This window comes from Pectobacterium sp. CHL-2024, assembly GCF_044751765.1.
Classification (GTDB): Bacteria; Pseudomonadota; Gammaproteobacteria; order Enterobacterales; family Enterobacteriaceae; genus Pectobacterium; species Pectobacterium brasiliense.
On record NZ_JBIXKO010000018.1, the window covers coordinates 23558 to 38241 of the forward strand.

Annotated in this window: 6 protein-coding genes and 1 pseudogene; 1 reads left to right on the top strand and 6 read right to left on the bottom strand. The window is 47.7% G+C overall.

Annotated elements, in window-relative coordinates; all coding sequences use genetic code 11:
* Positions 1-729 precede the first annotated feature (729 nt).
* The 6 genes and pseudogenes from ACIPUG_RS18775 to ACIPUG_RS18800 all read right to left on the bottom strand — a co-directional run.
* Positions 730-921, bottom strand: a pseudogene (locus tag ACIPUG_RS18775) (MFS transporter); the annotation flags it as partial.
* Between the two features lie 599 nt (positions 922-1520).
* Positions 1521-4553 (bottom strand): UvrD-helicase domain-containing protein, encoded by a 3033-nt coding sequence (locus ACIPUG_RS18780; RefSeq protein WP_400339676.1) that lies wholly within the window; start codon positions 4551-4553, stop codon positions 1521-1523.
* A 110-nt stretch (positions 4554-4663) separates the two neighbouring features.
* A complete protein-coding gene (locus tag ACIPUG_RS18785; protein WP_400339678.1) occupies positions 4664-7795 on the bottom strand; it encodes a type I restriction endonuclease subunit R in 3132 nt (1043 codons plus the stop codon).
* On the bottom strand, positions 7789-8982 hold the full coding sequence (locus ACIPUG_RS18790) for a DUF4268 domain-containing protein (RefSeq protein WP_400339681.1): 1194 nt from the start codon (positions 8980-8982) through the stop codon (positions 7789-7791). The genes ACIPUG_RS18785 and ACIPUG_RS18790 overlap by 7 nt, the downstream gene beginning before the upstream one ends.
* Complete coding sequence (locus tag ACIPUG_RS18795; protein WP_052238172.1) at positions 8975-10423, bottom strand: restriction endonuclease subunit S; 1449 nt, start codon at positions 10421-10423, stop codon at positions 8975-8977. Before ACIPUG_RS18795 ends, ACIPUG_RS18790 begins: the two co-directional genes overlap by 8 nt.
* On the bottom strand, positions 10413-12122 hold the full coding sequence (locus ACIPUG_RS18800) for a type I restriction-modification system subunit M (protein WP_400339684.1): 1710 nt from the start codon (positions 12120-12122) through the stop codon (positions 10413-10415). The genes ACIPUG_RS18795 and ACIPUG_RS18800 overlap by 11 nt, the downstream gene beginning before the upstream one ends.
* A 360-nt stretch (positions 12123-12482) precedes the next feature.
* Here ACIPUG_RS18800 and zorA1 point away from each other — a divergent pair, with 360 nt between their 5' ends.
* Positions 12483-14672 (top strand): type I Zorya anti-phage system protein ZorA1, encoded by a 2190-nt coding sequence (zorA1, locus tag ACIPUG_RS18805; RefSeq protein ID WP_039523403.1) that lies wholly within the window; start codon positions 12483-12485, stop codon positions 14670-14672.
* Positions 14673-14684: the final 12 nt, after the last annotated feature.

Here is a 14684-nt window from a genome sequence, read left to right on the forward strand (position 1 = left end):
TTTCGTTAAAAACGAAATACTTAATGCGCTAATAAAAATCACCAATAACAAAAAGCTCATTAATTTTAATTTAGTGAAAATATTTCCCCTCTATTTTTTACTTTTGACAGAACAAATATCTCCATTACCTTAATAAACTATTTCCCTGTTAAGAAATAAATATTAGATAGTTTAGCAATCATTGATTTTTTAATGAAAATTAATGGGTTTTTATACTATAAAAAACAACAAACAAAGAACTAATGACTTACCATGGTGTTTTTTCGTTATTTCATAACAAAAACCACTGTGAGATGTAGTGAAATGATCTTTTTGACGTCATTTTTAGGTTAAAAAATGGCAGTTATTCGGTAGAAGACGATTCCAGGCTGAACGTGATTCTCGGCATGCGACGAGGGAAAAAGCATTAAGCCATCAAAAGATATCGTGAAGCGGATTATCCGCAATATCGTGGAAGAAGGGCGCCCTGACAGGACGCCCTTCTTTGCATTACTTCAGGTTATCTTTGAAGAACGATGTACAGCTCTTTCGGCTGACCTACACGTTTGTACGCGTCTTCGCTAAACGCCTTTGAATGCGCCTGGGAAACGTTCTCATTGGAGAATCATCCTCAGTGGGTTGGGTGGAGACCTTTACGGACGTCAATAAAGCCAGAGTGGCGTCTATCACTAAGAACATGCCGCTGATAGTGAAAGAGCTTTGGTAGCAGCTATGGTCAAACGCGAACCGGCCGTTAAAAATAACCAGTGCACGCAACACCTGATGCGCAGGGACCAGACGAATCGCGCTCGCCGCCGACATCGACCAGAATCCCCCAATAGCGATCCCTATCAGTGCACGACCTGCCATGTAGATCATATAGTTGGGTGCCAACGCGATGAGCGCGCCAGAGATCGCTATCAACAGCGTCAGCCCCAGCATTTTCGCTGCTGGTGGATGCATTACGTGAAAAGTGGTTCGTGGTATGGAGGGGTAGAAGTTAGGTTTCTAACATTCCTATCCGTGCTGCAATACGACCTCAGAGGATTTGCAAATATAGTGAATCGTCTGCCTCTTATTATGCTGAATAGCGGAGCCGAAAGAGTAGATAACTGAAGGGAGATAATCAGTATGTCGGAAGATATCTAAAATTGAATGGTTCATTTTTCCGAGATATTTACAGATTTTCTTAACGTCAATAGTGACCAAGCGGCCACCATCCTGCATTACTTGTGAAACTTCATATAGGGCTTCTGCCCAGTAGGGCTCTCTTCCCCACCACACGGTTGGAACATGTCGCCCTGTTCAAGAAAACCAATGAGTTCCGATAAGTGGCCCGCACCACTGATCACAACCAGGTTGTCTGTAAGTTTACCAACCGGAATCACAATCCCATTGTCGGCAAAATAGTCTCACGTGGCGATCGCGAATCTGAATCACAGAGCAGTAAAATAAGACGTACCACGAAGTTGTTGGTAACCAAGACGATGGCATCCGCAGACATCGTTGTGCTTTACGTATCCACTCAAATGTTGATTTCATCATCTCTCTTGCATGATCGCTGCATGTTGTTTTGCGATGTCTACTCTCCGATCGTACTCTTCGCTCGTAATGTTTTCATAACAGCAGTCTGCTTCATCCCTACGATAGCGGTTACAGCCATAAAAAACGCCACCATCTTTGTTCTTACGCTTAACCATTGTGCCAAGACCACAGCGTCGACAGACAATTTCAATCTCCTTACATTCCGGATTCGCGCATATCCTTTGCATACCATTGTACATCACCATCGGTGAGCTACATTGCTTGCAGGCACTAGCCATATAATCACAGGCAGGGGAGTGAGAGCAGACATAGAATTTTTTATCATAGCGACTCACTTTGCCCGTTAAGGAGCCGGATTCACAATCTGGACAACGCCATTGACCGACCTCAAGAGAATCACTTTTCGTAATAAGCTGTTTACCCATTTTTGCAATTTCCTCAACAAAAACTGAGGTGTTCTGACTATCAAAGATCATAAATACATAGTGACGGGCACGGGTAACGGCGACATAAAATAACCGACGCTCTTCGGCAAACAGGTATGGCTCTTGCTCTGGGAGAAGAAGGTCTATCAGCTCATCATTTTCTTTTGCTGATGGAAAACTCCCCTTTTCGAGTCCCAGCAGGAGCACGTAATTTGCTTCCAGGCCTTTACTGGCATGCGCCGTCTGGTATTGGATATCCAGGAGTGGAAATTCGACCATTAGCGCTTTTACGTCCAGTTCCTTAAGGTCTCGCATATTTTCCAGACGATAGCGGCCAATAAGCATTACTGGTGCTTGACGGGTACTGTTAAGTCTCAATTCCCGATTTTGGCAACGAGTAAGTGCTCTCTTGATTTGCTGACGATAAGCCTCAGCTTTCTTTTGGTTATGATCGGCAAGGTCAATACCGGGTATTTTTTCCTGAATATCGAGCAGTTGTACTGCCGCATGTTCCACCTGTACGTGGGTAGTAATCTCTTTCTTCAACTGCGCCGGATTTCGAGTAACAAAGGTAGAACTAAGCTCATGTATGCGATTGTTAAAACGATAACTCTTGTCCAGAGGTAACATTCTCGCGGGCGAAAACTGATGATCAAAGCGGGTAAAAAAGCGGAGATCCGAGCCATTGAAGCGGTAAATGGCTTGCCAGTCATCCCCTACTGCAAACAGCCGCATGTTATCCCGGGTTCCCAGTAATGCTTTTAATAGCTTCCCTCGCCCACCAGAAAGATCCTGAAACTCATCGACCAAAACATAGTCATAACGATGATGAAACAGTCCTTCCTGAAGTGCCGTTGTCGCTTCCGCGATCATATCGCTGAAGTCCATTTCTTGCTGCTCTTTGAGATGAGCTTCGTAGGCATCATAAACGGGTTTAAATAACTCGATAAATGCCTGGGTACGCCCCATATCTATACGTTGAGGTGACGCTAGGAGGTCTGGAAACGAAAATTGCCCCTCTTTGAAAAGGCTAAGAAAACGGAGCATCAAATCTATAAAGCCCTGCCACGGCGATGAACCAGAGCTTTTAAGCTCATCTAGGAGTGTATCTGTGTCACGTAAATGCTGTGGCTCCTCAACCCGATTAAGTAAATCGAGGATATTTTCTTCCAGCGTCCCTTCGCTCAATTGATAGCTATACAACTCTTCTAGGCGGGTATTGTGCTGTTTATGCAATTTCCGCTTCCAGGCTAATCCTTCGAGATATGTGGCCTGATCGACAAAAGGGGCCGTTCTCATTTCCCGATCGACGCCAAGGTATTCAATATAGGTCTTACTTCCCGGCAAATAGAAGTCAGGCTTATACTGGCGGCGTTCAATGGTTGCTGTGCTGATCTCATAATTCGCTTCGTACTCGAAGGGTACAGAATACAAATACAAATAGTTGGCAACCCGCAATTCGCCTACACTTTTAACCCATTGCCCAGTCAGGGTAATCAGACGACAACTTTGTAGAAACTCATGATATTCTTCAATGGTATTGAAATCGTATTCACAACGACCTGGCGTGCTATAACAAACAAAATATTTAACTAAATTTGTTTTATAATCATCACGGAGGCTGACTTCTGCTTCTAATGTTGATTCAATAAATTGGCGTAATTCATTATTTTGCTCAGCAAAACGTGTAAGCGAACGCTTGACGCCAATACTTTGAGCAACGATACGATTACCGAAAGCATGGAAGGTTGTCGCTTTTAGCTTGTCACCACTCTCTGGCAACCGCTCAGAAATACGTTCAGCCATTTCCCGCGCGGCTTTGTTACCGAAAGCCAGCATTAAGATGTTTTCAGGCTGAGCTAAACCAGCCTTCAATAGATACCCCGCCTTACCGATTAATGTCGACGTTTTACCTGTACCGGCACCAGCAATAACCAAAGTATGATCATCATTAGTTACACATGCTTTACGCTGAGGAGCACTCAGTGGCTGTGATTCGATGTGATCAAAGAAAGTTTGATAAGACGACAAGAGTTGTGGGATGACCAGCTCGTTAAAGTGATTTCTTCCTGATTCTGAAACATCAGCCACGGATAACTTCAGTGCCAGTTGTGCAATTGGGTTGCTGCCTTCACGAGCAATAAAATCGGCGTCAATGGCAAGGTCCTGCAAACGTTGTTTTACCAGAACTAACTGTGACAAAGAGCGCCATTCCCATGAAGAGAAATAGTGATGCCCTTTTTGATAGCGTTTGACTACCCCAAGTAACTCCCGCCACTCGACGCTATGCTGAAAAATATCCAGAGCTGCACACTGTATCTTTTGGATAAGCGTTTCAAGCTGCTGAAAGTTGAAACCATTTAAACGATATGATTCACGTTCTGTCCCAATTACAATCTCAGCATATAACCATCTTTGCTTTAACTTAATATTTTTAATATCGCCAATAGGCAATTTCTCACTTACGCCATGATATTTGAATACCAATTGGCCTGGAGACAGTGATATTTTTTTTGACCGCCGACGCCAGATGCCCCACAGATCGTAAAGTGGGTGTGTGCCGAGGTTATATTCACTTTGCAACTGTGGATTTAATGTGTCCATTCTTTATTGAAAAATCACAAATATAGAAATTTAAAAAGATGACCGAATGAATTGGAACATTCAACGTTGCCGGAGAGTGATATTTAGCCCTCTCAATCTAAGTGAAGGCGCTATACCGTCCAGCTGTTAGACACCACTTCAGCCTGCTTCAGAATCAGCTCTACCGCACCCGCGGTTTTATCCGGCGGATATTTGTATTTACGCAGCGTCTGGCGCACCAGAATACGGAGCCGCGCACGAACACTTTCACGTACCTGCCAGTCTACAGTGGTGGATTTACGCAGCTGCCGCGTGACTTCAATAGCCAGCTTTCTGAGTGTTTCATCTCCTAGCTCACGCACCGCACTTTCATTTTCTGCTAGCGCATCATAGAAAGCGATTTCATCTGGGTTTAAGCCCAGTACATCATCGCGCGCCATCGCTTCCTGGAACGCTTTAGCCATCTGGATCAACTCTTCAATCACCTGCGCGGTTTCAATGGCGCGGTTATTGTATTTAAGCAATACGGCTTTCAGACGGTCGGAATACTTCTTCTGCTGTACGACGTTGTTGCCGGAACGAGCATGAATGCCATCATTGAGCAGTTTTTCCAGCAGTTCTACGGCCAAGTTACGCTGAGGCATTTCCCGTACTTCTTCCAGGAACTCATCAGACAGCAGACCGATATTAGGTTTATCTAACCCAGCCAGGGCAAACACATCCTCGACACCAGTCGCAACAACGGCGTTATCGAGAATCTTGCTTAACAGGGAATTTTTCTCTGACTGGCCAAATTTTGCCTTCGGATCAAGCTTAATCAGTCCCACCCTAACCGCCGAAAGAAACGCGAACTCCTCTTGTAAAGGTTCGGCCTCATCAAGGGTATTACACAATGACCAAGCTTTACTCATCGCCAACGAGACGTCGAGGTAACGCTTTTTACCGTCATCCAGACCCAGAATGTAGTTAACGGCATCGCGCAAGAACGCCAAAGGATCGCGAGAAAAGCCTTCGTAGCTAAAGCCTGATTTTCCTGCTAAGGGCGCGAACATCCCATGAATGATGTCGATTTTTTCAAGCAGGACGGCAAAAGCTTCCCGGGCATCCACCGTGGTCTGCCCCTTCCCTTTTGAGTCGGTATAGGTTTTCAGCGCCTGCTTCAGCTCGTTCGCAATGCCGATATAATCCACCACCAGCCCGCCGGGCTTATCCCGGAACACGCGGTTAACGCGCGCAATGGCCTGCATCAGATTATGGCCGCGCATCGGTTTGTCGATATACATAGTATGGCAGCATGGCGCATCAAACCCAGTCAGCCACATATCACGGACGATCACCAGCTTCAGCGGATCGTTCAAATCCTTAAAACGAGTTTCAAGACGCTTTTTGGTCTGCTTGTTGTAGATATGAGCCTGGAGATGGTCTTTATCTGATGCTGAGCCCGTCATAATGACTTTGATTGCGCCTTGTTCGACATCCGTGCTGTGCCAGTCCGGGCGGATCGCTACGATGGCGTTGTAGAGCTTCACGCAGATATCGCGGCTCATGGCGACAATCATCGCTTTGCCATTCATGGCTGCATTGCGCGTTTCAAAATGTTGAACCAGATCGGCGGCTACCTGTTTGATACGCGGCTCTGAACCTACCAGCTTTTCCAGACGGCTCCAGTCGCCTTTGGTCTTCTCTTGCTGACTTGTCTCTTCATCTTCCACCAGCTCATCCACCTGATCTGAGAGTGTTTCTAACTCCTCATGGTTCAGGTCGAGTTTTGCCAGCCGGGATTCGTAGTAGATAGGCACCGTCGCGCCGTCATCCACCGCATCCTGAATATCGTAGATAGAGACATAATCACCGAACACGGCACGGGTGTCTTTATCTTCAGACGCAATCGGCGTCCCGGTGAATCCCATAAACGACGCATTTGGCAGCGCATCGCGCATGTGTTTTGCGTAGCCGTATTTATAAACCCCGGTTTCGCGGTCTAGGGTCGCACTCAGGCCATACTGGCTGCGGTGGGCTTCATCGGAAATCACCACGATATTGCTGCGCAGGTTGAGTGCTGGATGGCTCTGCTCACTGTCCAGAGGCGCAAACTTCTGCACAGTGGTAAATATGATGCCGCCGGATTCACGGGCATTGAGCAGCTCGCGCAATTCGTCGCGGTCGTTAGCCTGTAAAGGCGTTTGCTTCAGCAAGCCCTGCGCCTGGCAGAATGTGGCGTAGAGCTGCCCGTCAAGATCGTTACGGTCGGTCACCACCACGATGGTCGGGTTGTTCATCTCCGCCTGTTGCAGCAGCTTTCCAGCGTAACAGCACATTGAAATGCTTTTGCCTGAGCCCTGGGTATGCCATACCACACCTGCTTTTTTACTGCCGGGGGTAATGTTGCTACGCAGCGGCAGGTGTTTACCGGTAGACGCCACAATCGTTGCCGCGACGGCTTCGCGCACAGCGTGGAACTGATGATAGGCGGCAATCTTCTTGATCATCCGTTTACCGTCATACTCAAACAGAACAAAGTAGCGAATGTAATCGAGCAGAAGTTCGCGGTTAAAGAAGCCCTGCACCACGGTTTTAAGCTGCCAGTCAAACTGCGGTTTGTCGTCTTCATTAGCGACGGTTTTCCACGGCAGGAAGCGTTCTTCGTCCGCAGTCAGAGAGCCAATACGGGCATTTTGCCCGTCGCTCACCACCAGCGCTTCGTTGCAGATAAACAGGTCGCTAAGCTCGTTTTTATAGGTCTGTAACTGGTTAAACGCAGCCCAGATATCGGCATTCGCATCAATCGGGCTTTTCAATTCAATCACAACCACCGGCAGGCCATTGATATAGCCAATCACATCCGGGCGACGAACCTGTTTTGTGCCCTGAATGGCGACCTGATTCACTACCATAAAGCGGTTATTGTCTGTGTGGTTAAAATCCATCAGCAACGCTTTATCGTGAACCGTCTTGTCTTCACGCTTGTACTCGACGGGCACACCGTCCAGCAACAGGTGGTGGAAGCTTTTATTGCTGACGACCAGATCCGGGCTTTGGGCATAGGCAATACGGAGTATCACCTCTTCCAGCACGGAAACAGGGAGATGAGGATTAATGGTTTGCAACTGTTCCAGCATCACCGGGCGCAGAAACACATCATGGAATGAGGCACGTAGCGGATTATCGCCATCCGGCGCGATATCTGGCCCGTGCAGCACTTCCCAACCCTGTTCAGCAAACCATTGCAGGCATTGTTGTTCTAAATCGTCTTCGCTCAACATCGGGCTTCCTCTGTCTCAGGTTCTTCCGTTTCTTCCGGCGCGTTAGAAATCTCTTTCAGCGCCATATTCAATGGAGCGATAAAAGGGTCGAGCGCTTTTTCAAACGCCGTCAGGTTTACCAACAGCCAGTCAATCATCGCTGGCCAGTTGCTCTCATCCAGACTGGTGGCGGGCGTGGCGAAAGAGATTCGGCACGATTTTTTGCCCGGCAACGGCTCCCACTTCAGCGCATGGCCAAAAGTGTTTTCAATCGTATCTTTACGCTCATACAGCCAATTAAATGCAAAGGTGTTGCTCTCCGCCGATGATTTGGCAATCCACAGCTCAACGCGGCTCTCTTTTTTGCTGAAAATCAGGTTCCATGAGACGGCGCTGATACCGGAGCCAGCACTGAGCCAATGGTCGGTCGAGGGGCTGATATTGTTATACAGTGTGCAAGGGCTGGCCTTCAGACGTTCCAGCGCTTTGGTCCAGAATGCCTTGCGGATCATCAGGATCGCTTTGACCCCGCCGCTGGTGGACTGTTCTTCGGCTTCTTTCTGTGCCATACCGATCATGAAGGATTCCGCTTCTGGCGTCGGGATCACCTGGCGAATATCGACAAACACATCGTCGTTGAATTTATACGGCTTAACCTTAAAACACTGCACCCGCAGGCCAAACTGCATCAGCCACAGAGCGGTATTGGTCACTTCTTTACGGAAGCTGGCCGCGACCATCATCACTCGCTGCGTGCGGCTCTGGTTGATTTGCACTTCATCCAGGCTTTCGCACTCCAGAAACTCCGCCATCACTTCCGCCGCCGGACGAATTTCTTCTGGTTCGTATTTGTCGAGATAGAGCTGGAAGATGTCGAGGATCTGATCTTTGCGCAGGTTGGCGCAGTAACCGGCATATTTCAGCGCCTGCCACACTACATCGCGCCCTGAGTCATCAAGCTTGTTTTCGATAATCACCAGATTACGCTGTTTATCGATCGCCAGCAGGTCGAGACGCTCCTTGGTATCGTCAAAACCGGCGAACTCTTTCTGGATAATCAGTAGTTCGTCGTCATTATCACGAGTCAACGCCTGGGGGTTTTTTGCTAGCCACTCCTGAAGATCACCGCGTTCAGTAAAGCCGAGACTGCTGAAAGAGACTTCCTGTAAGGAGTCTAGGCATTTTTTATGTCTGTCGACTTTATACATTTTCCGCCTCGCTTACTGCCAGCTCGGCTTCCGGTAGGGTGATTTCGCCGGAGAGAAGTTTGGGGAGAAGGGTGTCGCGTATGCTCGAGAGCATTTCATTTTGACTCAAACTATTAGCTCTGTATGAGAAAAATATGTCAGTTTTTGAACTAAAGATCTTGAGTAAAGCCTCTCGTATCTCTCGTTCAATAGGCAATACACATTGTGTAGAAAGTACAACATCGGCATTCACAGCAGGATAAGCGCCACCATCGGCTAAATGAGCTAAACGCTCAATGCTTTCATTTGAGGTTACGCAGAGATAAATATACTCACTAAAAATTCGAGCCTTAGGAGTTAGTACAGCAAACCCAGTACTTCCGGTTAATCCGGTTTTATTTATGTAGGAATAGGATCTATTTCCCGGCCGAACTGTACCAACGATTGTATCATGCGGTTTTAATATTCTTCTTGCTCTGCTTGGTGAATCTGAAAATTGATACGTTTCTATAGAGTTAATAACCCCCCATTTGGTATTTGCCAAATCCACATAACTGACAGATTCAGGAGTATTTTTTTTCGACCATGATTCTGCATTCAATAGTGCTACTTCTGATAAATCACTAACGAGCCACCCTTCCGGAATATCTCCCAGTCCACTATCCTGCATCGCAGACGGAAACAGCTCTGCAGTGGCTTTTAACTCAGCATATTGCTCAGGGTGTTCACGCATAAAAGCAGCCAATGCATCAGCATCTTTCCCGGAAATCGCCGTCATTGCTGCAAGGGTCGCGTCGTCCTGCGAACCGCCCGCTTCCAGCACCGCAACTTTGGCTTTTACCGGTTCAAAATCGACAAACCAGCTTTTGAACAGGGCTTGAGCCATTTGTTCTAGGGTTTGGTTGATTTGGTTAGCAATGGCTATTTTAGAATTAATACTATCTATAACATTAACAATATATTTTCTCTGCGGGTAAGTCCCCCATGGAATATCATAGGAGAAAATATCTGATAAAGTAATGCTTGCTTGATTTGCACTTCCTTGAGCTTTGGATATTAGATGGTCAGAGAACTCCTTAGTTTTAAGAGCAATATATAAATATTTCTGATTAACTGGTTTTTCATCAATAACTCTAAGTCTAACGGTATTTTGATTCAATAACGCGTCTGACAGTTCACGAGGAACTCTTACAACCTTACCTACTATTGAAGCAGGGTTCTGAGGCCATGAACCAACGGTGGCAACAATTACATCATCTTCGTTGAGCTGTACCACTTTGTTACTAATAGCTACTTTATGAGAAACATATCGTAGATCATTATTGGAAATAGAGTCCCAAGTGAAATTGCTTACACGTACAACTGGAACACCAGAAGAAAGGTAGTCCTCTGATTTAAAAGCGAAACCTTTTTTGTGTGTTATTAAACGACTTAAGTTTGCTCTTGATAATTCAAAACTCATAACCCAGTCCCCCCAGATTCGCCTTAATCTGCGCTTCAAGCTTCGAGCTGTCTTCCAGCTGATCTTTCAGCTGCGCCGTCAGTCGTGCCATCTTCTCGGCAAAGGGTTCATCATCTTCTTCCTGCTCGGCAGCACCGACATAGCGCCCAGGGGTCAGCACAAAGTCATTTTTTTGAATATCTTCCAACGTTGCAGAGAAGCAGAATCCAGCTTCGTCTTCGTAGTCTTTATCCGCCTGCCAGGCGTGGAAGATGTCGGCTATTTTGGCGATATCTTCATTGGTGAAATCACGCAGCACGCGGTCTTTCATATAGCCAATCTTACGGGCATCAATGAACAGGACTTCGCCTTTGCGGTGCGCTTTGCCGTTGCCGCTGGATTTGTCTTTGGTCAGGAACCAAATACAGGCCGGGATTTGGGTGTTGGTAAACAACTGACCTGGCAGCGCGACCATGCACTCCACTAGATCGGCCTCGATCAAGTTTCGGCGAATTTCGCCTTCGTTGTTGGTATTGGAGCTCATCGAGCCGTTAGCCAGCAACAGCGCCATCGAACCTTTTGGTGCCAGGTGATGGACCATGTGCTGCATCCACGCGAAGTTGGCATTGCCCTGCGGCGGCGTGCCGTATTTCCAGCGCACGTCATTTTCCAGCTTCGCGTTCCACCACTCCTTCATGTTGAACGGCGGGTTAGCCATCACGAAGTCGGCGCGCAGATCCGGATGCTGGTCATCCAACAGGGTATCGGCGTTTTTCGTGCCGAAGTTGAAGTCGATGCCACGGATCGCCATGTTCATCGCCGCCAGTTTCCAGGTGGTCGGGTTGGATTCCTGGCCGTAGACGGAGATTTTCTGCTTCTGCTCGGCGGCGTTGTACTGCTTCTCGCCCGCGTGCTCTTCAATAAAGCGGTCGCTGGAAACGAAGAACCCACCGGAACCCATCGCCGGGTCATACACGCGGCCGTTATAAGGCTGGAGCATTTCGACAATCAGGGTCACGATGCTTTTTGGCGTGTAGTACTGGCCACCCTGCTTGCCTTCTGCGAGTGCGAACTGCCCCAGGAAATATTCGTAAACGTGGCCGAGAATATCTTTGCTTTTTAAGTTGAGCTTCTCGCCGTTATATTCCGGGTTGCTGAAGTTTGCATCAGAGAAGGTATTAATCAGCCCGGTTAGTACCTCGTTGCCTAACTGATACTGACTAATTCGGTTCAGGATACCTTTGAGCTTCGGGTTGGTTTTTTCGATTTCATCCAGCGCGTTATCCACCAGCCAGGAAACCGAGCGCAGCTTGACGTCCTGCCCGGTAGTTTCGTCCACCCACAGCACAGTACCGGTCGGCAGCATGGCTTTGTTTTTCAGCGTTTCCCAGCGAGCCGCTTTAGGGACCCAGAAGATATTCTTCTCGGTGTAGTAATCTTCCACTTCCAGTTCATCAACGATTGCCTGTGCAAAATCTTCATCAGAGTCATAGCCGTCGCGTGACATGGCGTAGATGTTGTCCGGGTTACCGACATCGCGGAACAGGTTGATCAATTCCTGCTGACGGGCCTCAAAGGCGTCGGACACATACTTCAGGAAGATAAGCCCCAGCACGACATGCTTGTAGTTGGCGGCATCCATATTGGCGCGCAGCTTGTCAGCGGCCTTCCAGAATTTGTTATCCAGCTCGTTCAGGAACTGTTGTTCGGCGTTGTTCATGAAAATCCTCGGGGTAAATCGCAAAGAAAGAGCAAACATGCCCTATTGCAAATTCATTTTTGGAATGCAGTTCGCAAAATGATACCCGGAACGGTAATGATTACAAACGCCACTGCGTAAAGAAATTTGCATTTGAGAGGTGAATAATAGGAAACTAAACCGCCGTTCCGTTTGCAACTTCAGCGCTTTTACCAGATACGCAGCTCATCCTTTGAACTGTAAGAGCAGTCCCGCAGCATCGAAACGATAAATTTACAAAGTGTTAAAAGTGAGTAATTGCGCATAAATTTTGATTAAAGGTAATCAGAATGTTGTCGATGGTTATTCTTTGGCTTTTTTTTATATGAAACAGGTAAAACTATGCCCTGGCTTAATTCCATTTTATTGGCGCTTACGTCTGTGCAACCCTATATGGTGCCAGCAACCGTTATTGGCCTCGTCAGTGTTGCATTTCTCTGTTTTATTTTCTTTTATCTCTACAGGTCGGTTAAAATTGTTAACCAACTGAAAAAATATACACAGTCAATTAATAATATTGAAAATGATGAGCCAGATAATCAACTAGAACATCTGAAGAATTTGTTTGTTCAACCAGAGCTAAAGCATGCCTGGAATGAATTTGCAGACTCCTTGCATCCGCAGCGCGAACTGGTTGGCAGTGAAGAGAAAATTGTGAAAATTCGCGCCACCGCACCGAGCGCCAACTTTTTCTCAGAACAGCAACTGGTAGATATTCCACTTAATACTGAATTCTTTAAGCATCTCCCCGGAATACTGACTGGGGTGGGGATTATCGGCACGTTCTATGGGTTGATGATTGGCCTGAACCATTTTGACCCCAGCACACCGGAGCAAGTGGCCAGCAGCGTCAATAATCTGCTGCACGATGTGCTTTACGCTTTCCTTGGCTCTGCAGTTGCTATATTTGCGTCCATCGTTGTCACATGGCTGGAGAAATTCTCTCTGGCGAAATGCTATAAATATCTGGAAAAATTTACCGCTTCCATCGACAAGCTTTATATCAGCGGGGTGGGAGAGGAATATCTCGCCTCACTGGTGAAGTCCAGCAACGAAAGCGCCACTCAGGCGCGCCAGCTGAAAGAGAGCCTGGTCACCGATCTTCGTGACATGCTGCTCCATCTCGCCGAAAGCCAGAAAGTTGAAAATGAACGGCTCGCGAATACATTAAGCAACACCTACCGCGAATCAAGCGCACAGTTTGCCGACCAGGTGAGTGGCGCAATCGAAAATAGCCTGAAGTCACCGCTGGATAAAATTGCGGGTGCAGTTCAGACCGCCAGCGGCGATCAAAGCGGCATGGTACAGAACATGCTGCAGGATGTACTGACTGCATTTATGGCGAAGCTCGACACTACCTTTGGTCAGCAGTTTACGAATCTCAACGAAATGATGGGGCAAACCGTCGGTGCGATTCAGACGATGCAAAGCGGCTTCTCCGCCCTGCTACAGGACATGCGTCAGGTCAGCGACGATTCCCGTCAGGGCAGCGCGCAGTTAATTGAACAACTGCTCTCTGAAATGAAATCGGGCCAACAGGCCATGCAGGCGGGCATGAATGACATGCTCACCAGCTTACAGTCCTCTGTCGCCAAAATTGGCGCTGAAGGCGAAGGTGCTGGTGAACGTATGGCACGCCAACTGGAGAAAATGTTCGCCGACAGCGAAGCGCGAGAAAAAGCCCAGGCAGAACATATGTCCGCCTTTATTGAAGCCATTCAGAATTCCGTGCAGCAGGGGCAAAGTGCCACAATGGAAAAAATGGCGGCTTCTGTCGAAGCACTCGGGGAGCAGTTGAGCAGTCTGTTTGGGCAGATAGATAAGGGTCAGCAACAGATATCAGCGAACCAGCAGGCTAACCAGCAGTCCCTGCACGAACAGACGCAGCGGGTGATGAGTGAAGTAGACGATCAGATTAAACAGCTGATTGAAACCGTTGCCAGCCAACATCAAGGGACGACGGAAACACTGAATAAACTCGCAGAACAAACCAACCGACAGATTCAGGATATGCAAAACGGCGCGGACAAGATGCGTGTTGCGGCCGAGCGCTTTGAGCATGCAGGAGAAAAGGTGTCGGAAGCCAATCACCTCACGGCTGACGTACTGAATAAAGCACAATCGGCAGGTTCATCGCTCGCCCTTGCCACCAGCGAACTCACTTCCGTTGTCGCGGATTATCGTAACAATCGGGAAGCCGTCAGCAAATCCATTGCCATGCTGGAGTTGCTTGCAGCCAATACTCAGTCTGAACAGACTACCCGCAGCCAATTCATTACCGACCTCAAGCAGCATGGTGAGCGCTTGCAGAGCTATAACCGTGAAGCGCAGACCTTTATGGAGAATGTCAGTGACGTGCTCGGAAAAGGTTTTGAAGACTTCTCAGAAGGTGTTTCGCGCAGCCTGGATAAAACGCTGGGCAAACTGGACGTTGAGATGGCCAAAGCCTCTAATCTGCTTGCAGGTTCTGTCGAACAGATCGGAGAAAGCGTCAGTGAGCTTGACGATGTTCTGTCACGCGTTCGTGCCTGAGGAGTGACGGCT

Excerpts from the sequence above, each read along its gene's own strand:
- ACIPUG_RS18780 (WP_400339676.1), bottom strand. The coding sequence starts at position 4,553 with ATGGACACATTAAATCCACAGTTGCAAAGTGAATATAACCTCGGCACA.
- ACIPUG_RS18785 (WP_400339678.1), bottom strand. The coding sequence starts at position 7,795 with ATGTTGAGCGAAGACGATTTAGAACAACAATGCCTGCAATGGTTTGCT.
- zorA1 (WP_039523403.1), top strand. The coding sequence starts at position 12,483 with ATGCCCTGGCTTAATTCCATTTTATTGGCGCTTACGTCTGTGCAACCC.
- ACIPUG_RS18790 (WP_400339681.1), bottom strand. The coding sequence starts at position 8,982 with ATGTATAAAGTCGACAGACATAAAAAATGCCTAGACTCCTTACAGGAA.
- ACIPUG_RS18795 (WP_052238172.1), bottom strand. The coding sequence starts at position 10,423 with ATGAGTTTTGAATTATCAAGAGCAAACTTAAGTCGTTTAATAACACAC.
- ACIPUG_RS18800 (WP_400339684.1), bottom strand. The coding sequence starts at position 12,122 with ATGAACAACGCCGAACAACAGTTCCTGAACGAGCTGGATAACAAATTC.